Consider the following 21,873-nt stretch of genomic DNA (forward strand, 5'->3'; position numbering starts at 1 on the left):
CCTTGCGCTCCATCCCGAACTACCCCGAACGCAAGCGTGAAATAAGTGTTAACAGGCCCTAATCGTGCACTAGCGTATGTTGCGCACCAGGAAGTCGCCGCTGCAGCCCTTGTTGGCATAGGCGGTTTCCTTGGCGCCGCAGGTGCGGCTTTGCAGGTCTTTGCCGTAGCAGACGTGGATTTCGGTCAGGAAGCCGCGATTGCACACCGCCAGTACGCTGCCGGGCTTGAGCGACGGGTTGGTCTTGAGGAAGTCCGCAGCCAGAGCCGCCGAGGTGGTACGCACCGGTTGTGCCGGCTGCTGGTAAGTGGCCGGAATCTGCACGCCGTTCTTGAGCTGGCCGCTGGCCTTGAAATAGGCGTCCTGGCTTTGCCCGTAGCACGTGCCGTGCTTTTCCCACTCGTGCGACATCAGGTTGGGCGAGGGGTAGAGTGCGCCGTATTGTTGCACCGAGGCGGGGCTGAGCTTGTCGCTGCTGCAGTTCTGCGGCCAGCCGCCGTTCTCGTACTGCGGCCACAGGCCGTGCAGCACGAAACCGTAGCGCTTGCCGGTGCCGCATTCGTTCTGGTCTTGCGGGTGGCTGGCGCAATAGCTGGGTGCCCAGCTCAGCGACAGCGCCAGATAATCGAACTGGCCGACGACATTGTTGCCCTGGCTGGCGGCGTCGGCATTGCCGGGCTCGTTGCGCGGGTGGTGGCGTTTGGCGTGGGCCGGCACGCTGGCGCACAGGGCAAGCAGCAACAGGACGGCGATGGAGGGGCGCATGCGGTACTCCTGCAAGATAAGGGGAATGAGCAAAGGCGCCCATGGTGCCGCAGAAAAGTGACAACTGCAGCAGTGCTGCTTGCCAGTATGGCACAGGCAGGTGTCATCATGCCGTCAGAGCCTGTCATGCAGTCTGTAGTACAGGTTCATCCTGACAATGCGGAGACCACCCCATGTTCAACAGCAGTGTGTTGGAAACCCTGATCGGCCTGGTGGCGTGCTATGCCGCGCTATCGCTGCTGACCAGCTCGATCTACGAGGCCGTGGCCTCTGCCTTGCGGCTGCGTGCCAGCAATCTGCTGCAGGGGGTGCAGCAATTGCTCAACGAGACCGGGCAGACCAACCCGGCGCTGACCCTGGCCATCTACAACAATGCACTGGTACACCCCACGGGCAATGGCACGGCCAGCAGCGTGAAGGATTTGCGCCAGCCGCCGTCGTATATCGAGGCACGCCATTTTGCCGAGGCGCTGGTCGAGCAACTGGCCGGCGCAGATCAGGATGCCGCGCAGCTCAAGCAGGCGATAGACCAGATTCCCGACCTGCAGCTCCGCAAGCTCATGCAGGGGCTATACCAGCGCAGTGCGGCCTCGGTCGATCAATTCAAGACAGCGGTGGCTGGCTGGTTTGATACCGGCATGGCGCGCTTGTCGGGTGCCTACAAGCGCCGCAGCCAGCTCATCTGCCTGCTGATCGCGCTGCTCATCGCGGTGGTGTTCAACCTGGATACCTTCCTGATGTTCAACACGCTCTGGCACGCCCCGGCGCTGAACACGCACCTGGCGCTGCCGGTCGATGCCAGCGCGGCAGCCGCGCTGCAATACGTCAACCAGATCAGCCCGGCGCCGATCGGCTGGGCGGCTGTTGGCGGCGGGCTGGATTGGGCGGTATTGCTCAAGCACCTGCCGGGCTGGCTGATTACCGCGAGCGCGGTGCTGTTTGGCGCGCCATTCTGGTTTGATTTGTTGCAGCGCTTCGTGCAGTTGCGCGGCACCGGTGGCAAGCCGGCTGACAAAGCGCCGGCCAGCCAGAGCAGCACCCCGGCCGTTAGCCCAGCGACAGCCGGTCCGCCAAACTGAGGTGCGGCCGGGTCAGCCCAGCAGCCGGCACTCGACGGCGGCATGGCCAAAGGTACGGAATGCCAGTGTCGGTGCACCCTCGGTCTGCAGCTGCGCCAGCACCACGCCATGCTGGCGCACTTGCAGATGCAGCAGGTGTTCGTCTTCCAGCCAGGCGCTGATTTCCAGCGTTTCATGGTTTGGCAACACCAGGGTGTGCAATGGCGTGGCCGCATCGTGCGTCAGCGGCAGCGCGGGCAGCGTTTGCCAGTCGCCGCCGTGCGGCAATGCAAAGCGCAGCGCCAGATGCAGCTCGTCGGTATGCACCTGGCCGGCCGGTTGCGCCGGGTGCACGCGGGCCGGCTCGCCCAGCTGGCGCCGCAAGGCGCCGCGCACGTCCATCAAGGCAAAACCCAGCAGGTTAAGCCCCGGCCAGCGGGCCGGGTGCGCCGCATCCGGGTGGGCCTGATCCAGCCCGATGCCCCAGATGGCATCGACCGGGCTGGCCTCCACCAGCACCTTGTCGCCGGTTGCAAGCAGGAACTGCTGCAGCGCCGCGTTCTGGCCGAACTTGCCCACATTGCCGGCCACCACCGCGCAATAGCGGTGTGCCTGCCAGCGCGCATCGTCATAGCCCTTGATCTTGCGCCCCAGCGCCTTCACCGAGCGCGGGTCGGCATTGGCGAGGATTTGCGCCAGGATGGCCGCGTCGTCGAACAGCCGCGCCTTGGCCGCCATCATGTAATGCTCTGCCGTGTGGTAATACACGTCGTCCAGCGTGAAGCCGGCCGGAAACCACTGGCTGAGGCAGGCCGCCGTCACGCCGCCGCGCTTGTTGTGGCGATGGCCCCAGAAAAACAGGAACTCGGGTTGCTCGCCTGCGGCAATGCGGGCGTGCAGGTCGGCCAGCGGTGGGCTCATGTGATGACTCTTTAATTACGTTATGCTGTCAGTATGGCGCATGATCGCCCCGGCATGCCAGCCACAGAGACAAGAACATGCCTGATATCCCGCCCATCGTGCTGCCGCTGATTGCGCGCAGCAAACAAGCCATCAACCGCCCTGGGCTGCCCGATGCCTTCTGGGAGATTGATCATGGGCCGACCATCCTGGCACTTTTTATGGAACTGGCGTTTGAGCTGACCGAGCTTTCTGACGAGGACTTTGCAAGTTTACCCTTGGGCTACCAGCTTGTTGCGCACCTGTTCAGTTGGGAGGCGGAATGTGAGGCTGATGGCTGGGGTGCATTTGGCAACATCGACGAGGTGGCGTTTGAAGCACTCTGTGCATGTTTTTGCGCGATAGGATTGCCAGCAGAGGCCGAGTCCTTGCAGGTGCAGATGGCAGCGTACCTGCGTGACCCGTCTGATGCAGAAGCCCTGGATGCATCAATCCGGACAAGCAGACACAAGCAGAGTGGCCGCTTGTCCCCGATACAGTTTGCTACTCAGTACCTGTGTGATCACGCGCAGCAATTGCTGTATTTGCCCGATTGTTCCGCAACATGATTGCCTGGGTAGAGGGTTTGCTGTGGGGGCTGCGCGTGTTTGCGGTGCTGGGCTTGCTGTTCTGTCTGTACCTTGTCGTGCGGCCAAGGCGGCTGTCGCGCCGCAGTGCTGTACAAGGCGTGATGTCTGTAGCCACCGCGGTGATCGTCTTGTGCCAGGAACCATGGCCGGTGGTGAGCTGGGGCGCTTTGGCCATCGGCTTGGCGGCCACGTTGTGGCTGTTGCTGCGCTACGCACGGCTTTACCCGCGCTGGCGCCGCCGCCGGCAGCGCGCACTCAGGGCTTGATGATCTGCTCGCGCAGCGCCTTCAGTTTGCCTTCCTGCGCCAGTGCCTTGAACGCGGCATCGAAGCGCTGGAACAGCGCCGGGTCCACCTGCGGGTTGAAGGCGTAGTAGCAGCCGCGGTTGCGCTGTATCGGCCAGGCCACCTGCAGTTGCTCGGCCGGCAGGCCGAGCTGGCGGGCTTGCCAGGCATAAGAGAGCAACACGCCGGACACCAGCTCGAAGCGCCCGGCATACAGCATGCGCACGATGCTGCCATTGGCCGGCACGCCGGTGACGGTGCGCATCGGGTAGCCCAGATTGTGCAGGATGTCCTGATCGGCGCCGACCGAAGGCACGCCGACGGTGTAACGGGCCATATCGGCGGGTTTGTCGATCTGGATACGGCGATTGCGCGCCAGCTTGATCAAAACCACGTCGCAATCGTCAATGGGGCCCACCCAGCGGTAGAGCGCTTCGCGCTGCACGGTGCGCACGGTGGTGAACAGGATGCTGTTGGTATCGTCGGCATTGCTGTTGACGGCACGCTGCCAGGGCATGAAGCGGGTGTCTATGCTCAGCCCGGCCCGTTTGGCGATCTCGTCGAGCAGGTGCACCGAGAGGCCACGCGGCTGGCCTTGTTCGGTGTAGTTGAACGGGGCGAATTCTTCGGTATAGGCGCGCAAGTCGGCTGCGCGGGCGTGGCCTGAGGCCAGCAGCGCAAGCAGGGCATGCAATATCGGCTGCCAGCGTGAGGCGATCATGCGGGTCATGGGCGTGTCGTGGACCAAGGTTGCCGGCGTTTATCGCCAGTCTGTTAAAACCGTATGTCCACTAGCATACCGCTGTAACGGCCACGCCCCAATACTTCCTTACAAAGTCATGCGAACGGCATGACGGCCGGCCGCCGGCGATGGCAGCGCCCGGGCCGGCCATGCACCTACATCACGTAGACCAGCCTGACTTCGACGCCATCCGCCTCGGCCGCGCTGGCGCGGGTGGTGATGTCCTGCAGCTCGGCCACCAGGGCCTCGCAGGCCGGGTCGTCGCCCAGATCGTCGAGCAGTGCGCGCAGGGTGGGCAGCAGGTCGGCTGCCGGCCGCCATTCGGCCTCGCTGTCGGTCCAGTCGTCGCCATCGTCGTCCGGATCGGCATCGTCGTCGTAATCGTCATCCGGATCGTCCTGGTCCAGATTGGCGGCGGCGTCGGAATAGTCGATCAATTCGCTCAATACCGGTACATCAAGACGCTCGCAGCGCGCATCCAGCGCATCGAGGCGGTCGTACAGCTCGACCAGATCGTCCGGCACATCGTCTTCGGTGTCGGTTGCGAGGCAAAACCAGAGGGTGCTGCTCATGCTGACGCTCCTGCAGTGAAGGCTGAAAAGAGGGATCACCACCGTTTTAGCGCGGCGGGTGTGACAAGATGATGACAACGCCCCCAGCGACCTGGCCGGTGGGGGCGGATGCAACAGCCGGGGCTGGCCCCGGCAGCGATCAACGACCGCCGTTCAGGCCGGATTGCGCATCCTGGCTGAGCGTCTGGCTGTTGCCGTTCAGGTCGCCACCTTGCGCACCCGAAGCCTCGATGAAGTTCTGCGAGATCGGGTTGAACAGGTAGTTCTGCACGCGCAGGCTGTCGCTGGTGTCCGAGGTGATGCGCAGGCGGGCAGCAGCACCATCCGCTGACGGTGCAGCGTTCTCGGCCGGGCCGTTATAGGTCGGCGCGTTTCTCAGTTTGTCGGCGACATCCTGCGGCGACACCATGGCGGTGGCGCGCGGTGCCAGGGTCAACAGCTTGCCCCAGCGGCCATAGTTGCCGTTGGCCAGGATGTATTGGCCATAGATATCGGCGGTCTGGTTTTCGCTGGTGTTGATGATGCGCAGCACCGACAGCCAGCCATCGGTACGACCATTGGCGGCATAGTTGCGCACGTCGATTTTGATGGTATTGGCCAGCGAGTACAGGCTGCCGCTGCAACTGTTGTTCTGCTCTGCCAGCGGATTGCCGGGATTGTTGGCAGCTTTAACGAGGGTGGCCGAGGCCACTGTAAAGCGGCTGCTGGGAATATTGTTGCTGCCACTGACGTCATAGCAGACATAAAGTCGCTGGGACAGGGCATTGACCAATTGTGAAGTGCCAACCGACAGGGTAATCGGCATGGTGGTACTGCTGCCCAGGGTTACATTGCTCCCGCTGATCGGGTTGCTGCAATTGTCATTGCTGGACAGGAACAGTTTGCTGCCATTAGCCGGAGCCGGGCTGGCGTTCAGCACCACGTCAAAGCGCTGCGTTTCGATAGCGCCGGCATTGCTGCTGGCGGTTGCGGTTGCACTCAGGCCGCTGCTGCCGTTGTTATTAAGTAGATACTGATGGGCGAGGTCCAGATCGTAGCCCATCGAGTTTTGCTTCAGGCTGATAAAGCCCAGATTGGCCAACGTGGGGGAGACATATGACCATGACTGTCCGGTATTGGCATCAAAACTACCGGGGTTGCCAAGGAACGCGCTGAAATTGTTGTTGGCCGACAAAGAAGCATTGCCTGTGGATGACGTTATTGCCACAAGCAGGTTGGTCGGGAACATCAGCAGTGTTTGATAGATGCGCGCACCAATGACCAGATGTTCACCCGGTGTGGCATTGCTGTCGGTGGCCAGGGCCTGCGGATTGCTCAGCGCCAGATAGTGCTTGATGCCGACAGCCAGCGTTTTCACGCTGGTATCGCAACTGCCCACGTCGCCAACCACCTGCTTGAGGTTGCGCAAAGTCGGCGCGTTACCGGTGCCGCCCGCCAGCGTGATGATGGGTTGCTGTACCAGCACGCCGTTGACGGTGAGGGTGGTGAACAAGGTCTTGCGGTCTGCGCTCAGCGCCAGCGCGACCACTTGAAACTGGCCGGGGCCGCTGCCTTGGGTCAGCGGTGTGCCGCTCACGCCGTCGGCCAGCTTGATCTGCGATGCATCGCCCACATCATTCCATAGTGCGCCGCTATCCAGCGTGTATTGCATCTGGAAAGTGGACGCCGCAGTGCGACCATCGACATCGTGCGTAAAACGGAACGACAGGCTGGGCGAGCTCAGTGTCTGCGCATTGTCGGTAATGACCTCGCGTGCGATTGCTGTCGGTAGGGGCATCGTATCGCCAGCCATGACGGCAGTGGCGAGCGGGAAAGCACATGCGGCGAGGAAGGCGAATTTCATCTTTTTCATTGAAAGTAAGAAAAATCAGGTTATACCTCAAGTAATCTGAAAATTAAACGGCGTAAACGTGGTGTTGACGCTGACAATTTCAGGTGGCCATCAAGCGTTGTTCCGGCCGCGTCCCTGGCAAGGCGCTGGTTTGCGGGGCAGGACGAGGAGGGCAAGCCATGACGATATTCGCACGCTGGTTGCAGCGCCTGCTGCAGCATTCGGCATCGCCGCGTGAGGCACCGGCCATACAGCTCGACGATGACGGGCTGACGCAGGTGATGCGCAACGGCGAGGTGCATACCGTGCACTGGAACGAGCTGGCCGAGGTCAGCATCGTGACCACCGACGATGGTCCGTTGGCCGACGACGTATTCTGGGTGCTCAGTGGCGAGCGCGAGCGCTGCGTGGTGCCGGGCAGCGCTGAGGTCATCGGCCGCTTGCTGCGGCGGCTGCAAGCCCTGCCGGGCTTTCGCAACGATGCGGTGATCGATGCCATGGGCAGCTCGGGTCGCGCCCGTTTTGTGTGCTGGCAGCGCGATACCGCGCACTAGGGCCTGTTAACACTTATTTCACGCTTGCGTTCGGGGTAGTTCGGGATGGAGCGCAAGGCGCAAAACGCGCCGCGGTACGGGTACCGCAAGCGGTTTGCAACGCAGCGAACCGCCCGAAATACCCCGAACCCGCAGGGCTGGGCCGCAAAGAGGTCATCTACGGCGTTACGCGCCTTGGCAATAACCGGTTATTGCCTGCGTTGCGTGCCTTTTAGCTGACCTCTTTGCGGCCCAGCGCAAGCGCGAAATAAGTGTTAACAGGCCCTAGGCACGTGGCGTAACCGTGATGCTCATTCCGCCGGGCAGTCACTCGCCAGTGTGACGCCGATGCGGCCGTTCAGTCCGTCCTGGTAGTACCACATCGGATAGCCGTAGCTGCGCATCAGCCTGAGATAGCTGCCGTCGCTCACCATGGCGCGAAAGCGGACTTCCAGCCGTTTGGCTTCGGCTAGTCCGGCGGCATCGTTGTGCACCGCCAGCGCGGGGATCACCTGATCGAAGGGGCGGCCAAGGTCATAGCGCAGCTGGCTGTTCAATTTCAGGTCGGTCATGACCTGATCCATCAAAAAGGCAAAACCGTACACATAATCGACCCGGCCGGCGGCCAGCATGCGTAGCGCCTGCTGGTAATCGCGCGTTTCATACCATTTCCAGTCGGGCTGGCGCTTGCGCAAGGGGTGGGCCAGGCCGCCCACCACGGCTATCGTCTTGCCGGCCAGATTGTCGCCCGGCTTGGGCAGCGGCTGGCCCACCCTGCCGACGAACAGTTCGTAATCATGCAGGCCGAAGCGCAGATAGCTCGCCCCCTCCATGCGGCAGACCGGCATGGCAAACAGCACATCGGCCTTGCGGCCCTCAAACACCCAGATGGCACGGCTGGGCGGAAACATGCTGGCGTGAACGTCGATCTCGTCGCCATACAGTATCTGGGCCAGCTCGGGAAAAAAACCGCGCCCCTCTTCGTCGATGATGCCCGGCGAGGAAATGATCGACACCCTGGCCGCCTGTACCGTGGCGCCGGCCAGCAGCGCGGCAAGGGCCGCTGCATACAGTCCGGGCCTGGGTGTAATCGGGCATTTCGGGCGGAACATGGCCACCCTCCATTAGTAAGCTTATGTTGTAAGCATAATCGAATCACGGCCTGACACACGTGGCTGGCATGAAAATAGTAAGGAATGTCTGTCAGGAGCGGACCGACGGCGGTTTTCAGGGCAGCACTGAGGGGATTGCCGGGTGGTTTGAGCGCGACCAGCGTGGGTGCATTGTTGCCAAAGCCCGGGAAGATGCGATGGGTTTGCTTGATCTGCGCGAAATCATGCAGGCCGAGCCAAGGCACCCGCAGTGCAAGGTGCAACTTGCCACGTGAAACGGCGAGGATGATCCGCATAACGTTTAGGGCCTGTTAACACTTATTTCACGCTTGCGTTCGGGGTAGTTCGGGATGGAGCGCAAGGCGCAGAACGCGCCGCGGTACGGGTACCGCAAGCGGTTTGCAACGCAGCGAACCGCCCGAAATACCCCGAACCCGCAGGGCTGGGCCGCAAAGAGGCCATCTACGGCGTTACGCGCCTTGGCAATAACCGGTTATTGCCTGCGTTGCGTGCCTTGTAGCTGACCTCTTTGCGGCCCAGCGCAAGCGCGAAATAAGTGTTAACAGGCCCTAGGTCGCGGGCGAATCCGGTGAGGGGTGTGCAGGCAAAGCAAACGCAATGTTGATCGTTGGCAAGAGGGGGCACTGATTCGCGTGGCTGGGGGGGGGGCGGTGTGCGGAAGCGGTCGCAGTACCGTTGCGTGGCTGTACGGATTGCAATGCAATCCGCTATCGGCTCAACCCCAGCCGTACCAGCCATCCACCAGCGGGCCGGCGCTGGCGCTGATCACTTCCGGGCGGGCCTGCAGCCATTGCTCGATGGCGTTACGGTCGTCGTTGCTGGGGCTGTGGTGCACGCCACCGATCATGCCTTGCAGGCGGTTGTCGTCGGCGCCACCCCAAATGCCGCAAAAATGCAGCCGGTGTGCTTCGATCTGATCGACCAGTGCCGACCAGAGCAGGTCATAACCGGCTTCATCCAGCGTGGGCTGGAATTGCACGCGCAGGTCGAACACCATTTCCACGAATTCGCCCAGATGGGCTTTCTTGCGCTGGCGGCGGTTGAGGCGGCGCAGGCGGCTGCGCGAGTCGGATGATCTGGCCACGGGCGGCTCCGGAGGCAAGGTAGGCTATCCAGCCTAGCACGCCAGCACGCTGACGCCAGGCCGTGTGCGGGCGGTAAAAACGACAAACCCCGGCAGAACCGGGGTTGTAGCGACCGCAAGGGCAGGCAGCGCACGGCCAGCGTGGCGCATGCCGCAGCGGGCAATCAATGAATGGGCTTGCGATCCGACATGGCGAGAGTCCTTAGGCAAACGTGGCCAACACGGCCGAGAATTCCTTGCTTCGCCTCACGCTATCAAAATCGCCGTCATTTTGCAAGTCCACCTGCAGGTGGTGCAACTGGCGGCGTGTGTTGCAGGCCGCAGTGGCGCGGGCCAGCGTCTGCGCGACCTCGCCGGCGGTCTGCCCGGCCAGCGACTGGTAGCAGGCCATGTTGTACAGCCAGCTCACTACCTCGCGCCCTTCCAGCCGCAGGGCGGTCTGCACATTGGCGATGGCTTCGTCGTAGCGGCCCTTGCGCTTCAGGCAATAGGCGTTCCACACCCAGGCTTCGGCGTTTTCGCTGTCGGTATCGAGGATTTCGCCCAGCTCGCGCAGCGCATCGTCGATCTGGTCGGCATCGATGTGCTTGAGTACGTCATACATGGCGATGGCGCGGTTGTCGGCGCGCTTGGCATCGCGCTCGGCCAGCCGGGCCGAATCCTGCGCGCGCTCGGCCATGGCGCGGGCTTCCTTGCTGAATTCCAGTGCCTTGCGCGCCACCGAGCCGAGGAACTGCTTGGCAAAGGTGCCGGCTGCCAGGCAAAAGCCGATCAGCACGTACATTTTCTGCGGGTGGCTGTGCACCTCGTCCAGCAAGGTGCTGGAGATGGTGTTGAGAAACAGCGGCACCAGAAACGCCGCCGCCACGCCCAGAATCGAATAGCGATACCAGCTACCGTTGCTATTGCCCTCCAGCCGCTCCCAGTGATAGCGCGCCAGGCCGCCGAAAAAGCCGGACAGCAAAATGGCGGCAAAGGTCAGCCACCACCAGGTATCGATCGAACACATGCCTTATCCCTTTGGAGTGCAATTGAACATTCAATAAAAAAGCCGCCGGAGCCGTCCGGCGGCCATGCGTGTGCTGGCTTAACGGCCGGCGGTGCCGTTGCCCAGGTTCTGCTCCACCCACGCGGTGCCCTGCACCCGCTGGCTGATGCCGGCGTTGATCAGGTTGCTGTCGAAATGGGCCTCGCAGTGACAGACGCCTTCATACACGTCGGCCGACGGGCCGTCCAGAAACAGCTGATCCGGACACAGGCTGGTGACGGTGAGCGAGGAGGGCACGTCGTAACCCACCACGCGAGTGGTATCCAGCTCCACATGGATTTTGAGGAAGTAGTCCACGCCCTTGGCGCTGGTGTACACCGGGCCGTGCGGCGTGGTGGTGGTGGGGATGAACACGCTCTTGCCGCCCGGCAGCAGCACGGTGGCGTGCGATTTCATCGGCTCGCCATCCTGCGGCACCTGGCCGAATTCGGTGAAGTTGGACAGGTGGATGCCGTTGTCCAGCTGCACATCCTGCAGCAGCCAGGTATCGGGGCGGCCCGGCGTGCCGGCCGGGAAGGCGCCGTACTCGTGATCCATCCAGGTCAGGCCGCTGACCGCGATCACCTCGTCGCCCAGCACGATGGCGCCGGTTGCGGCCAGCCGGGTGAGCGAGTAATAGAAATTGTTCTTGGTCACCGGTGTGGTGCCGGTCGGGTCCACTTCTTCCACACCCGTGCCCCACACCAGCAGCGGCGCACCTTGCTGACGCAACTGCAGATTGATCTGGCATTGCGTGCCGTCGGCCGCATTGCTGAATGCCACCGCTACCGCCATGTCCAGCGGATTGCCGCCCAGCTGCATCATGGTGATCGCCCCCGCGCCATCCGGCCCGCTGAGCGATACATACCACGGCTTGCCGGCATCGTACTGCGCCCAGTCGGCCGGCAGCGGGTCAACCACGGTGACCGCCTGATAGCGGGTCTGGTTGGCCACATCGGTGATGGCCAGCTGGGTGAAGCCCACCGTCGGCGCACCATTGGGCGTGCTGTAGCCGGTGGCATTGATCTCGAAGCCGAACTCGCGGCCATCAACGGCATGCAGCGTGCCGATGTGCCACCACCATTCGGTAGGGGCACCGGCATGGCCGTATTGATCCAGCGGCAGGGAGATGGCAGTGATTTGCAGCGGTGCTTCGGTCTGGGGCGAGGTGGTCATGGCAACTTTCCTGGTTCGGTTGAAGGTGCGGGCTGACAAAAATAGGCCGCCAAAATGGCGGCATGATGACTGCTTGCAGCACTGTTGCTTGTTTGTTGAAGCAAGCCAACAGAAAGCAGATTGTCTATAGGCCATCCGCACGCCGGATGCCAAGTGCCTTCACCCCTCCAGCACCCGCAAGCCGGCAATGCCGGCCGCAATCAGCGCAATGCAGCCCAGCCGCGGCAGCGATGCACTGTCGCCGTGTAGCACGATGCCCAGCACCGTCACCCCCAGCGCGCCGATGCCGGTCCACACCGCATACGCCGTGCCGGCGGGCAGCACCTGCAGCGCCCGCGTCAGCAGATAAATGCTGAGCAAGGCCGCCGCCACGCCGATCGCCCCCGGCAGCGGGCGCGTCCAGCCCTGCGCCGCCTTCAGCGCCATGGCCATGATGATTTCGACCACCCCGGCCGCCAGCAACAATACCCATGCCATGATCAAGCTCCTGTTGAAGTGTTGAACCTGACCCTAGCGTGGCGCCATACTCACTGTTAAACAAGTACGCACCTTTTGGTGCCTGTGAAAAATGGCCCGCTCACGATCCGGCTGGCCTGACCATGTAGACCAAGGAATGACCATGTCCCAGCCTGCCAGCACGGCTTTCGATGTCTACAGCGCCAGTTGCCCGTCCCGCGCGGTGCTGGAGCTGATCGCCAGCAAGTGGACCCTGCTGATCGTGCCGCTGCTGGCCCAAGGGCCGCAGCGCAATAACGCGTTGCTGCGGCAGATCGGTGGTATTTCGCAGAAGATGCTCACGCAAACGCTGCGCGATCTGGAGCGCAACGGCCTGGTGATCCGTACCGACCACCACACCGTGCCGCCGCACGTTGAATACCACCTCAGCTCGCTGGGGCTATCCCTCAGCGCCACGCTGGCCGCGCTCGACCGCTGGGCCGAAGCGCACGCGGCCGCGCTGCAGGGGGCGCAGCGGCGGTTTGATGGGAAGGCCGGATAAGCGCTGCAGATGGATGTGCGGCTTTCACCACGTGGTGGCGGCTGGCCGCAGCCCCCGGCGCTTGCCGCCAGCCAGAACGTAAAACCAGATCCCCTGCACGATGGCGCCCAGTGTTTGATAGAACGTCAGATTGAGCGCAGCACCCAGTGCGCTGTTGCTGTCGAACTGGGCCATGGGCAGCCACTGTGCCACCAGTCCGACCAGCAACAAGCCAGGAAGCATGGGCAGGTAATCCAGCAACATGAGGCCTTCGCCCCCCTGCGAATGATCGATCTGTGGCCCACAGGCGCAGTACAGCAATATGGGCGTGACGGCAGTCATGCCCCACAGTAGCACCAGCAAAAAGCCATTGTTGCCACGGCCGCGCTGAAACAGGCAGCCCAGCCAGATCAGCCACAACAAGGGCATGCCCAGATGCAGCGTGACCAATGCAAAGCCCAATTGCTCATTCTGCAATAGCCCGTTACAGGCGAGTGCCATCACCAGTGCCAGCGTGTTGAGTGCAAGCACGACTGCTTCGGTTCTGGTCAGGTTGCAGTGCGGCAGGGTGGGCATATGCAGGCAGGTCAGGGTGACGAGTGAAGTAAAGCTTTAGCCAGTTGGTTTGGCAAGGGGCGTTGCCGGTGCTTTGCGAAAGCCTGCGGTGATTACCTTCAGGTTTCTCTCGCTGCCCCAATCACCCACCCCGCAAATGCCTGCATCGCCGGGGTGGCGGGGCGGGTGCGGGGGGCGCACAGCCAGTAACCGCCGGCGGGCAGCACCGGGCTGAAGGGCTGCTGCAGGCTGCCGTCGGCCAGTTCGCGGGCGAACATGGCGGGCGGGGCCAGTGCCACGCCGGCGCCTTGCAGCGCGGCTTCCACCATCAGCCGGGATGAATCGAACACCGGGCCGTGCAGTGCGCGGGTGGGCTGGCCGGCCAGCGCCAGCCATTGCGGCCAGTCGTCGCTGCGGTAGGAGCGCAGCAGCGTTTCGCCGGCCAGGTCAGCCGGGTGCTGCAGCCGCGCGGCAATGGCCGGCGCGCACAGCGGCGCCAGCGGCGCATCCAGCAGCAGCGTGTTGTGGGTGGCAGGCCAGTTGCCGTCGCCGTAGCGGATGGCGTAGTCCAGCCCTTCGGCGGCCGGGTCGACCAGATTGTTGTGGGTGAGCAGGCGCAGCGATACATAGGGGTGGGCGGCCTGGAATTGCGTCAGCCGTGGCATAAGCCAGCCTATGGCAAAGGTGCCGACCACGCCGACGCTGAGCACGGCATGGAAGTGGCCGGCGTCGAACTGCTGCAGCACTTGTTCGATGCGGCCAAAGGCATCGGCCAGCACCGGCAGCAGCGCCAGCCCTTCGTCGGTCAGCGCCAGTGCGCGTGGCAGGCGCTTGAACAGCGTGCAGCCCAAGCGGGCTTCGAGCTGGCGCACCTGCTGGCTGACGGCGGCTTGTGTGACGCACAGCTCGTCGGCGGCAAGGGTGAAGCTGAGGTGGCGCGCGGCGGCCTCGAAGGCGCGCAGCGCGTTCAGTGGGAGCTGGGCGCGCATCATGCATAAGAAAATCTATGGCGATGCGGCAATTATTCCTGTTTGTATGGATGCTGCAAAGCGCCGATAGTGGCCGCATCCCTCACGCGCACCGGACGCCGCCATGACCTTCGCCCTGACCCGTCGTACCCTGTTGCTGACTGCTGCCGCCGTGCCACTGGCCACCGTGCTGGCCAGCCGCGCGCTGGCGGCCACCAGTCAGCCGCAACTGGCCACGCCGGCCAAGGCTGCTGCCGCGCTGGCGGCGCTGGAGCAACAAGCCGGCGGCCGGCTGGGTGTGTATGCGTGGGATACCGGCAGCGGCGCCATCGTCAATCATCGTGCCGACCAGCGTTTTCCCTTCTGCAGCACCTTCAAGCTGATGCTGGCCGGCGCGATCCTGGCGCGCAGCGCGCAGCAGCCGGCCTTGCTGACCAAGCGCATACACTACCGGCGCGCCCAGCTGATCAGCCACTCCCCGCAGACCGGGCAACACCTGGACGACGGCATGACGGTGGCCGAGCTGTGTGCCGCCACCTTGCAATACAGCGACAACGCCGCCGCCAACCTGCTGCTGGCGCAACTGGGTGGCCCGGCCGCGTTGACTGCATTTGCGCGCAGCATCGGCGACCGCAGCTTCCGGCTGGATCGCACCGAACCCACGCTCAATACCGCCGTGCCGGGCGATGTGCGCGACACCACCACCCCGGCTGCCATGGCGCGCAGCCTGCATGCGCTCACCCTCGGCAATGCCTTGCCGGCCGCGCAGCGCCAGCAGCTGCAGGACTGGCTGCGCGGCAACACCACTGGCGACAAGCGCATCCGTGCCGGCGTGCCGGCCGGCTGGGCCGTGGGCGACAAAACCGGCAGCGGCGCCTATGGCACCACCAACGACATCGCCGTGCTGTGGCCGGCCAGCAGCGCCCCCATCGTGCTGGCCATCTATTACACCCAAGACCAGCCCAAGGCAGACTGGCGCGACGCGGTGCTGGCGCAGGCCACGCGCGCGGTGTTGCAGGGGGCCTGACCGCAGTTCGATAGGGCGGGGCAGCCACGGCGCTGCAATCAACACCAACCGCCGTTGCCAAACACCTATACTATGCGGGCTGCATGGCCGCGACCGGCCCACGGGCCGCAAGACCGGCATCAGCCCGGCGCTTGCCGGCAGCCCGTCCGCATGACGGCAGCCACGCGCCCGCAGCCAGCCGGCACCGGCCGGATCATGCACCAAGTATCACCGGCGTTGCCCGCCCCCGGCAGCAGCGCCGCAGATCCTGCACCCATCTACGCAATACCCCACTGGAGCAAACGACCATGGCACTGCGCATCAACGACCTCGTCCCCAACTTCACCGCCGAAACCGATCAGGGCAGCATCACCTTCCACGACTGGATTGGCGACAGCTGGGCCATCCTGTTCTCCCACCCCAAGGACTTCACCCCGGTCTGCACCACCGAATTCGGCGCGGTAGCGCAACTGTCTGCGGAATGGGCCAAGCGTGGCGCCAAGGTGATCGGCGTGTCGGTGGACGGTGCCGAATCGCACCAGAAGTGGAAGGGCGACATCGAGAAAGTAGCCGGCTGCGCTGCTGGCTTCCCCATCATTGCCGACGAAGGTCTGGCCGTGTCCAAGGCATTCGACATGCTGCCGGCCGAAGCTTACCTGCCGGATGGCCGCACCCCGGCCGACACCGCCACCGTGCGCTCGGTGTTCATCATCGGCCCGGACAAGAAGCTCAAGCTGTCGATGACCTACCCGATGTCGGTCGGCCGCAACTTTGCCGAAGTGCTGCGCGCGCTGGATGCCCTGCAACTGACCTACAGCGTGCCGCTGGCCACCCCGGCCAACTGGACCACCGGCCAGGACGTGATCGTGGCGCTGGCGCTGAACGACGAACAAGCCCGCGAGAAGTACGGTGAGCTGGACATCAAGCTGCCGTACCTGCGTACTGCTGCTGCGCCGAAGTAATCAGCTGTTTTCGGCCGGCAGCCCTTGGCGCCGGCCGGCCCGATGGGTGGGCAGATGAATTTGCCACATGCATCCGACATAATTTTGACTGCATCAAAATTGCTTACTTATAGTTGACTCCTGTTTTTTGTTGATTGATAGGATTCAACATGCGTTTGCTTCACTCCGCCCTCCTGCTGGCCGCGCTGGGCCTGGCATCCAATGCCCCGGCATTCGCCGCGCAATCCCCACTGGCCGAGTTTGTCCGCTGTGACAGCAACTTCTATCGCCTGCTGGGCAGCAACCCCGAATTGGTCAAGAACGCCGAGCTGGTCAGCAAGAACGGTCTGGGCAACTTCAAGCTGGGCGCCATTGAGGGCCTGACTGCCGAAGAACGTGCCCTTGCGCCCTGGGCGCAGGAAGATACCCGCTACATCGATTTCAAAACGCCGGCACAGTTTGCCGATGGCATCAGGGTGCAATACTACGCAGAGCACTATTTCAACAGCCTGAAAAAAGGCGGCGACGATACCGAAGAATCTTTCGGTTGGCGGCTAATGGTGGAAGGCAAACCCAAGCAAGTGCTGGCTGCGCTGGGCAAATCCGGCGCCAAGTTGCCGTGGAAGTGCGAAGACGGCATCTGTACCGTATTCCGCCAGCAGCAAGGCGCAAGCTGGAACGTGGTTGCGCGTGACCAGGTCGCCGACGGTAAACCGTATCTGGTGCTGATGCTCAGCCCACACCCCAGTTTGCCCAAGAGCAGCGATGTTGAGTGCGTATTGCGTATGGATGGCGCACGCGTACCGAAAAGCGCACTCGACAGCCTGCGCCCCAACTGGTGGTAAAGCCCTGACGACCACCCCGGCCACGGCCGGCCTGATCAGGGCCGCGTGTCACACACTTGCACGAGAGGTACAGCAATGACGGAACAGAAAATGGATCGTACCCCGGTAACGGCGGAGCGCATCGAGCAGATATTGGCCAATGTCGAGCTGCTGAAAGAGCTCATTCGTGAGGAGTTGGATGTGCAACTCCGCTTTGACCTTGAAAGTGTGGAATGGCTGGATGGCTACATCGAGCGGCGTCATCTGGAAGGTGATACGGCCAAGTGGGATGGCACGATCTCGGTGATCGGTTCGTTCCTGGGTGAGTGTATCCGCCACCAGATCGGCGGTGACTGGTATTGGTGGGATGACAATCTGGGGATCTTTTTCAATGAAGGCGATGCCGTTTTCCCGTTCAATAAATTAAGGAAGCAACTGGAAAACGGCCGCGATGGCGGTGACTCGATACTTGATTTGTATCGAACGACCCTTGTCATCATGCGTCACCGTCAAAGCACGCAGCGCAGTGCCCCGACGCCACGCGCACCCGCACCCGCACCCGCACCCAAGGCGCCAGCACCGTCAAACAACTGGTTTTCCAACTTCAAGGGTGCCGGCAAATTCGGCGGTTGAATGCAGGTCCAAGCCAGCAGCAGCTGCGGGGTATAGGCACCGCAGCAAAGGGGCATCGCTGCCCCTTTGTTGTTTGCTGCTCGGTTTCAGTCAAATCCCGCCAGCCACCCCCAGCAGCAAATCCAGATTCTGCACCGCAGCGCCCGCTGCACCCTTGCCCAGATTGTCGAACACCGCAAACAGCAGCGCCTGGCCGTGTTCGTCGTTGGCCAGCACGCCCAGCTGCAGGTCGTTGCTGCCATTGAGGGCTTGCGGGTCGAGCCGGGTCAGCGTTTGGGTGGTCGCTTTGTCCAGCACCATCACGTAGCGGCTGTCGGCATAGTGGGCCGTGAGTGCATCGCGCAGCGCGTCGCCGCCCACGCCGGGTGCCACCCGGCCAAGGTCGATGGGGATGGTCAGCACGATGCCCTGCCGAAATGCACCATAGGCCGGCACGAACATCGGCCGGGCGGCCAGCCCGGCATGCTGCTGGATTTCCGGGATGTGCTTGTGCGCCAGTCCCAATCCGTACACCTGAAACGGCAGCGCCTGTGCGGCAGCCGGCCCTTCGTGGGCATCGATGCCGGCGCGGCCGGCGCCGGAGTAGCCGGAGACAGCATGGATGGCCAGCGGCAGATCGCCCGGCAGCAGCCCCGCTTGCAGCAGGGGCCGCAGCAGGCCGATGGCTCCGGTGGGGTAGCAGCCGGGGTTGGATACGCGCCTGGCCTGCGCAATGCGTTGTGCCTGCCCGGCGGCCATTTCGGCAAAACCATACACCCAGCCGGCCTGCGTGCGGTGGGCCGAGCTGGCGTCGATCACCCGCACGGCCGGGTTGCGGATGGCGGCCACTGCTTCGCGCGCGGCGTCATCCGGCAGGCAGAGGATGGCGATATCGCAGGCATTGATTGCGGCGGCCCGGCGCTGCGGGTCTTTGCGCTCGGCATCCGGCAGGGTCAGCAGTTGCAGATCGCTGCGCTGATGCAGGCGCGCGTGGATCTGCAGCCCGGTGGTGCCCTGGTCGCCGTCGATGAAGATGAGGGGAGTGGTCATGGCTGCCGTCCTGTCGAATTTGGAAAAAACACTGGCCACCATGATGCGCTTGCGCTTGCATCAAGAAAATTTGCATTTCATGATACTGAAGTTTGTCTTTTCTGAATGATGGACCGGCATGCGTGAACTGAACCTGGACCGCCTGCGTACGCTGGTGGTGATTGCCGAGCTGGGCTCGTTTGCCGCAGCGGCACGCACGCTGCATCTGGCGCCGCCCACGGTCAGCCTGCACATTGCCGAGCTGGAAGACCGCATCGGTGCCCCCTTGCTGCTGCGCAAGCGCGGGCAGGTGCGGCCCACTGCGATTGGCGACACGCTGGTGGCGCGCGCGCGCCGCCTGCTGGCCGATGCCGATCAGTTGCTGGACGACGTGCAGCGGCAAGTGCAGGGGCTGAGCGGGCGGGTGCGGCTGGGCGCCTCCACCGGCGCGCTCGCGCACCTGCTGCCGCAAGCGCTGGAAATCCTCGGCCGGCAGCACCCCGACATCGACGTGCAGGTGGCCGTGCTCACCTCGCACGACACGCTGGCGCAACTGCACAACGGTACGCTGGACATCGGCCTGGTGGCGCTGCCGCAAACCCCCGTGGCCGGCCTGGCCATTCAGTCGTGGCGGCGCGATCCGGTCATGGCCTTCCTGCCCGCCGGCTGGCCGCGCCCACCCAGCGCCACCCCAGACTGGCTGGCCGCACAGCCGCTCATCCTCAACGGTGCGGGCACACGGCTGATGCAACTGACCGCAGACTGGTTTGCTGCGGCAGGGCACTACCCCGCACCGCGCATCCAGCTGGATTACAACGACGCGATCAAAAGCCTGGTCGCTGCCGGCTACGGCGCGGCCCTGCTGCCGCACGAGGCGACAACGCCCCCGGCCGACCCGCGCATCGCCATGCTGCCGCTAAGCCCGCCGCTATGGCGCCAGCTGGGCATCGCCCACCGCGACGGCGATATCGAACGCACCACCCGGCATGTGCTGGATGTGCTGTGGGGGCTGGGGCCGGATCAATCGGGCACAAAGTCCGCCCCTGAATTGCCTGCTACAACGCTGGATTGCTCATGAATCGACTTTTTTGGACCAACAACGAGCCCAGTGATCCTGGCAACGGTATATTCAGGGCAGAATCTGAGCGGCGTTTCGGGCTGTTTCGATCGAGTGGATAACGAGGGGGATCGCCTGTGATTGAGTGCGAGAAAAACTATTTGCCACCAGAGAGCAGGGCTGAACTTGAAAGGCGCTATGCCGCCGGGGAGCGGCGCTTTCCGCATACCGATTTGAGCGGGCTTGATCTGTCGGGGATCGTGCTGGATGACGCAGATTTTGAACAGCACGCGTGGTTTTCTGATGCAAATTTCTCGGGAGCAAGCCTGCGGAACACGAGCTTTCGGGAATGCAACGTCAAGTGTGCCGACTTTTCAAATGCCGACCTTACCGGCGCCAATTTCGAGCTTGCTGCCATTGAGTCGATCAAAACCTCGGGGGCGGCGCTAAGCGGGGTCAAGGTTAATGGCGCGACCTTCTATGGCTGTGAGCTCGCCGAGGGCGACGAGCTGCCGTCATGGGAGTGGTGATGTGTAGGCCCGATGGTATGAAGTAGCACAAGTATGCCGCGCAATTCGCTGCGCTCATTGGCACCCTGCACCGTATCCCTACAACAGCCCAGCCTCACCCGCTGCATCATCAAATGTGTCGCCTTCCCCGATGCCACGTTCTGCACGCATTCGTAGCCCAGCGCACGCATGTCCACGCTATTGCACATGGCGGCCAGGGGCACTATGCGGAGCTATGGGCATTTGAGCAGGACGAGGCGGGCTGGCATGTTGCCGCGCTCAGGAGCGTGACGGCCGTGCGAATTCTTCATAGCCGGCCCGGAAGCGCGGGTTGTCAAAGACCAACGGGCGCAGCTTCTGGCTCACTTCGTCCATATTGCCTTTGGCGATGAACCCCCAGTAGTAGTAAACCCCGGACCGGCCCAGATCGGTGTTGCCGGTGGTGTAGCTCAGCAGTTTTACCCCGGCTACGTCGAGTGGATGCGGGAAAGGTCGTGATGCATCGCCCAAGGGGTAACCGTTGCTGACGTTCAGCCATGCATGTTTGCCACCCTGACCAGTCGGCAAAGCATTGCCCTGGTTGAGCACAGCGACAATGTCGGGGGAAAAGAAACTGCCGTCGCACTGGCTGAAGGTCGTAAATGCCGATTCGAGCGCGCTGGCGTGGGCGACCGTTGCCAGAAACACGGTAGCTGTTGCAAAGAGCCGGGTGGCCAGTGAGCAAGTAAAGCCCGAGTGAGGTTTTTTCATTGATCCGGTGGTATGAACGGGTTGAGTTGCCCCGGCTTTGCCATGCCGGCTTGAGTCATTGGAAAATGGCAGTGCCTGAACATTGCTTGTCGCAAGGCGGCGGGCCCATCTGCTGCTGCAGGCCGGGCAGCGAGTAGGGCGGCAATAGCGTAGCGTATTGCGCCGTATTGGTAGGTGGCAGACACAAGCATGCGGCGCAATTCGCTGCGCTCATTGACGCCCTACGCAACGCCCTTCAAGCAGTAGCCCCCACCCGCCGCAACACCACATGCGTCGCCTTTTCCGACGCCACGCGCTCCACGCATTCATAGCCCAGGGCGCGCATGTCCACACCGTCGAACAGCCGCTCGCCGCTGCCCAGCAGCACGGGCGAGAAGGCGAGGTGCAGTTCGTCGATCAGGCCGGCGCGCAGGTATTGCTGGATGGTGCTGGCGCCGCCGCCGATGCGCACGTCCTTGTCGCCCGCCGCCTCGCGGGCACGCTCCAGCGCCTCGTGGATGCCGCCGGTAACGAAGTGGAAGGTGGTGCCGCCGGCCATCTCGAGGGACGGGCGTGCGTGGTGGGTGAGGATGAAGGTGGGCACGTGATAGGGCGGGGTGTCGCCCCACCAGCCTTGCCAGCTCAGATCAGGCCACGGGCCGCGTACCGGGCCGAACATGTTGCGCCCCAGTATCCACGCCCCGACGTTGTCAAAGCCGCGCTGGGCGAAGTCGTCATCAATGCCGGTGCTGCCGCCATCGGCGCGAAACAGCATGCGCTGAAAGGTGCGGGTGCCGATCAGCCACGGGTGCAGATCGGTGCCACCCTTGCCCAGCGGGTGCTGCAGGTCCTGATCCGGGCCGGCGGCGTAGCCGTCCAGCGAGAGGGTAAAGCCTTCAACGCGTACTCGTGTCATGGCTGGCTGTCCTTGCC

At 63.3% G+C, this 21,873-nt stretch carries 26 protein-coding genes; 11 read left to right on the forward strand and 15 right to left on the reverse strand.

Annotated elements, in window-relative coordinates:
* Nucleotides 1–69: 69 nt before the first annotated feature.
* Nucleotides 70–765, reverse strand: a complete 696-nt coding sequence (locus tag B9A19_RS19130; RefSeq protein WP_139798994.1) for a ribonuclease T2 family protein — start codon at nucleotides 763–765, stop codon at nucleotides 70–72.
* Between the two features lie 173 nt (nucleotides 766–938).
* Here B9A19_RS19130 and B9A19_RS19135 point away from each other — a divergent pair, with 173 nt between their 5' ends.
* Complete coding sequence (locus B9A19_RS19135) at nucleotides 939–1,844, forward strand: hypothetical protein (protein WP_176217021.1); 906 nt, start codon at nucleotides 939–941, stop codon at nucleotides 1,842–1,844.
* A gap of 12 nt (nucleotides 1,845–1,856) precedes the next feature.
* Here B9A19_RS19135 and ybiA read toward each other — a convergent pair whose 3' ends face one another.
* Nucleotides 1,857–2,744 carry a riboflavin biosynthesis intermediates N-glycosidase gene (gene ybiA, locus B9A19_RS19140; protein WP_084092763.1) on the reverse strand — a complete coding sequence of 296 codons (888 nt, stop codon included), beginning with the start codon at nucleotides 2,742–2,744 and terminating at the stop codon, nucleotides 1,857–1,859.
* A 77-nt stretch (nucleotides 2,745–2,821) separates the two neighbouring features.
* On the opposite strand from ybiA, the gene B9A19_RS19145 reads away from it, so the two are divergent.
* Together B9A19_RS19145 and B9A19_RS19150 are read left to right on the forward strand one after the other, a co-directional pair.
* On the forward strand, nucleotides 2,822–3,331 hold the full coding sequence (locus tag B9A19_RS19145; protein ID WP_084092764.1) for a hypothetical protein: 510 nt from the start codon (nucleotides 2,822–2,824) through the stop codon (nucleotides 3,329–3,331).
* Complete coding sequence (locus B9A19_RS19150) at nucleotides 3,328–3,618, forward strand: hypothetical protein (protein WP_084092765.1); 291 nt, start codon at nucleotides 3,328–3,330, stop codon at nucleotides 3,616–3,618. Before B9A19_RS19145 ends, B9A19_RS19150 begins: the two co-directional genes overlap by 4 nt.
* Here the strand turns inward: B9A19_RS19150 and B9A19_RS19155 are convergent.
* The 3 genes from B9A19_RS19155 to B9A19_RS19165 form a co-directional block, all read right to left on the reverse strand.
* The gene (locus B9A19_RS19155; RefSeq protein WP_084092766.1) at nucleotides 3,608–4,366 is read right to left on the reverse strand and encodes a substrate-binding periplasmic protein; all 759 of its coding nucleotides are present in this window, start codon (nucleotides 4,364–4,366) and stop codon (nucleotides 3,608–3,610) included. The two genes, B9A19_RS19150 and B9A19_RS19155, sit on opposite strands and share 11 nt — an antisense overlap.
* A gap of 167 nt (nucleotides 4,367–4,533) precedes the next feature.
* On the reverse strand, nucleotides 4,534–4,950 hold the full coding sequence (locus B9A19_RS19160; protein WP_084092767.1) for a hypothetical protein: 417 nt from the start codon (nucleotides 4,948–4,950) through the stop codon (nucleotides 4,534–4,536).
* Between the two features lie 139 nt (nucleotides 4,951–5,089).
* Nucleotides 5,090–6,802, reverse strand: coding sequence for a hypothetical protein (locus tag B9A19_RS19165; RefSeq protein WP_084092768.1), 1,713 nt, complete (start codon nucleotides 6,800–6,802; stop codon nucleotides 5,090–5,092).
* Nucleotides 6,803–6,960: 158 nt separating this feature from the next.
* On the opposite strand from B9A19_RS19165, the gene B9A19_RS19170 reads away from it, so the two are divergent.
* Nucleotides 6,961–7,335, forward strand: a complete 375-nt coding sequence (locus B9A19_RS19170) for a hypothetical protein (protein WP_084092769.1) — start codon at nucleotides 6,961–6,963, stop codon at nucleotides 7,333–7,335.
* A 290-nt stretch (nucleotides 7,336–7,625) separates the two neighbouring features.
* On the opposite strand, the gene B9A19_RS19175 is transcribed toward B9A19_RS19170, so the two are convergent.
* From B9A19_RS19175 to B9A19_RS19200, 5 genes are all read right to left on the reverse strand, one after another.
* Nucleotides 7,626–8,426 (reverse strand): substrate-binding periplasmic protein, encoded by an 801-nt coding sequence (locus tag B9A19_RS19175; protein WP_084092770.1) that lies wholly within the window; start codon nucleotides 8,424–8,426, stop codon nucleotides 7,626–7,628.
* Between the two features lie 736 nt (nucleotides 8,427–9,162).
* The gene (locus B9A19_RS19185; protein ID WP_084092772.1) at nucleotides 9,163–9,531 is read right to left on the reverse strand and encodes a 50S ribosome-binding protein YggL; all 369 of its coding nucleotides are present in this window, start codon (nucleotides 9,529–9,531) and stop codon (nucleotides 9,163–9,165) included.
* 202 nt (nucleotides 9,532–9,733) lie between these two features.
* Nucleotides 9,734–10,540 (reverse strand): tetratricopeptide repeat protein, encoded by an 807-nt coding sequence (locus B9A19_RS19190; protein ID WP_084092773.1) that lies wholly within the window; start codon nucleotides 10,538–10,540, stop codon nucleotides 9,734–9,736.
* A gap of 78 nt (nucleotides 10,541–10,618) precedes the next feature.
* Nucleotides 10,619–11,734 (reverse strand): lipocalin-like domain-containing protein, encoded by a 1,116-nt coding sequence (locus B9A19_RS19195; protein ID WP_176217022.1) that lies wholly within the window; start codon nucleotides 11,732–11,734, stop codon nucleotides 10,619–10,621.
* Between the two features lie 159 nt (nucleotides 11,735–11,893).
* Nucleotides 11,894–12,211 carry a DMT family transporter gene (locus tag B9A19_RS19200; RefSeq protein ID WP_084092810.1) on the reverse strand — a complete coding sequence of 106 codons (318 nt, stop codon included), beginning with the start codon at nucleotides 12,209–12,211 and terminating at the stop codon, nucleotides 11,894–11,896.
* A gap of 142 nt (nucleotides 12,212–12,353) precedes the next feature.
* On the opposite strand from B9A19_RS19200, the gene B9A19_RS19205 reads away from it, so the two are divergent.
* Nucleotides 12,354–12,731, forward strand: a complete 378-nt coding sequence (locus B9A19_RS19205) for a winged helix-turn-helix transcriptional regulator (protein ID WP_084092775.1) — start codon at nucleotides 12,354–12,356, stop codon at nucleotides 12,729–12,731.
* Between the two features lie 24 nt (nucleotides 12,732–12,755).
* Here the strand turns inward: B9A19_RS19205 and B9A19_RS19210 are convergent, their stop codons facing one another.
* A complete protein-coding gene (locus B9A19_RS19210) occupies nucleotides 12,756–13,241 on the reverse strand; it encodes a hypothetical protein (protein WP_139798995.1) in 486 nt (161 codons plus the stop codon).
* A 143-nt stretch (nucleotides 13,242–13,384) separates the two neighbouring features.
* Entirely contained in the window at nucleotides 13,385–14,257 is an 873-nt protein-coding gene (locus B9A19_RS19215; RefSeq protein WP_217807118.1) for a LysR family transcriptional regulator, read from the reverse strand.
* Nucleotides 14,258–14,357: 100 nt separating this feature from the next.
* Here B9A19_RS19215 and bla point away from each other — a divergent pair, with 100 nt between their 5' ends.
* The 4 genes from bla to B9A19_RS19235 all read left to right on the forward strand — a co-directional run bounded on the left by bla (nucleotide 14,358) and on the right by B9A19_RS19235 (nucleotide 17,637).
* Nucleotides 14,358–15,260, forward strand: coding sequence for a class A beta-lactamase (gene bla, locus B9A19_RS19220; protein ID WP_084092777.1), 903 nt, complete (start codon nucleotides 14,358–14,360; stop codon nucleotides 15,258–15,260).
* A 287-nt stretch (nucleotides 15,261–15,547) separates the two neighbouring features.
* Nucleotides 15,548–16,201: a peroxiredoxin gene (locus B9A19_RS19225; RefSeq protein WP_084092778.1), complete on the forward strand. Its 654-nt coding sequence runs from the start codon at nucleotides 15,548–15,550 to the stop codon at nucleotides 16,199–16,201.
* A 149-nt stretch (nucleotides 16,202–16,350) separates the two neighbouring features.
* Nucleotides 16,351–17,025, forward strand: coding sequence for a hypothetical protein (locus tag B9A19_RS19230; RefSeq protein WP_084092779.1), 675 nt, complete (start codon nucleotides 16,351–16,353; stop codon nucleotides 17,023–17,025).
* A 90-nt stretch (nucleotides 17,026–17,115) separates the two neighbouring features.
* Complete coding sequence (locus B9A19_RS19235; RefSeq protein WP_139798996.1) at nucleotides 17,116–17,637, forward strand: hypothetical protein; 522 nt, start codon at nucleotides 17,116–17,118, stop codon at nucleotides 17,635–17,637.
* Between the two features lie 90 nt (nucleotides 17,638–17,727).
* Here B9A19_RS19235 and argC read toward each other — a convergent pair whose 3' ends face one another.
* Nucleotides 17,728–18,666 (reverse strand): N-acetyl-gamma-glutamyl-phosphate reductase, encoded by a 939-nt coding sequence (gene argC / locus B9A19_RS19240; protein WP_084092781.1) that lies wholly within the window; start codon nucleotides 18,664–18,666, stop codon nucleotides 17,728–17,730.
* A 118-nt stretch (nucleotides 18,667–18,784) separates the two neighbouring features.
* Here argC and B9A19_RS19245 point away from each other — a divergent pair, with 118 nt between their 5' ends.
* Nucleotides 18,785–19,723, forward strand: a complete 939-nt coding sequence (locus B9A19_RS19245) for a LysR family transcriptional regulator (RefSeq protein ID WP_084092782.1) — start codon at nucleotides 18,785–18,787, stop codon at nucleotides 19,721–19,723.
* Between the two features lie 116 nt (nucleotides 19,724–19,839).
* Nucleotides 19,840–20,232 (forward strand): pentapeptide repeat-containing protein, encoded by a 393-nt coding sequence (locus B9A19_RS19250; RefSeq protein ID WP_084092783.1) that lies wholly within the window; start codon nucleotides 19,840–19,842, stop codon nucleotides 20,230–20,232.
* Between the two features lie 258 nt (nucleotides 20,233–20,490).
* Here B9A19_RS19250 and B9A19_RS19255 read toward each other — a convergent pair whose 3' ends face one another.
* Complete coding sequence (locus B9A19_RS19255; RefSeq protein WP_139798997.1) at nucleotides 20,491–20,961, reverse strand: hypothetical protein; 471 nt, start codon at nucleotides 20,959–20,961, stop codon at nucleotides 20,491–20,493.
* Between the two features lie 235 nt (nucleotides 20,962–21,196).
* Complete coding sequence (locus tag B9A19_RS19260; protein ID WP_084092785.1) at nucleotides 21,197–21,856, reverse strand: dihydrofolate reductase family protein; 660 nt, start codon at nucleotides 21,854–21,856, stop codon at nucleotides 21,197–21,199.
* Nucleotides 21,857–21,873 lie beyond the last annotated feature (17 nt).

It is taken from the genome of Andreprevotia lacus DSM 23236 (assembly GCF_900176275.1).
Taxonomy (GTDB): domain Bacteria; phylum Pseudomonadota; class Gammaproteobacteria; order Burkholderiales; family Chitinibacteraceae; genus Andreprevotia; species Andreprevotia lacus.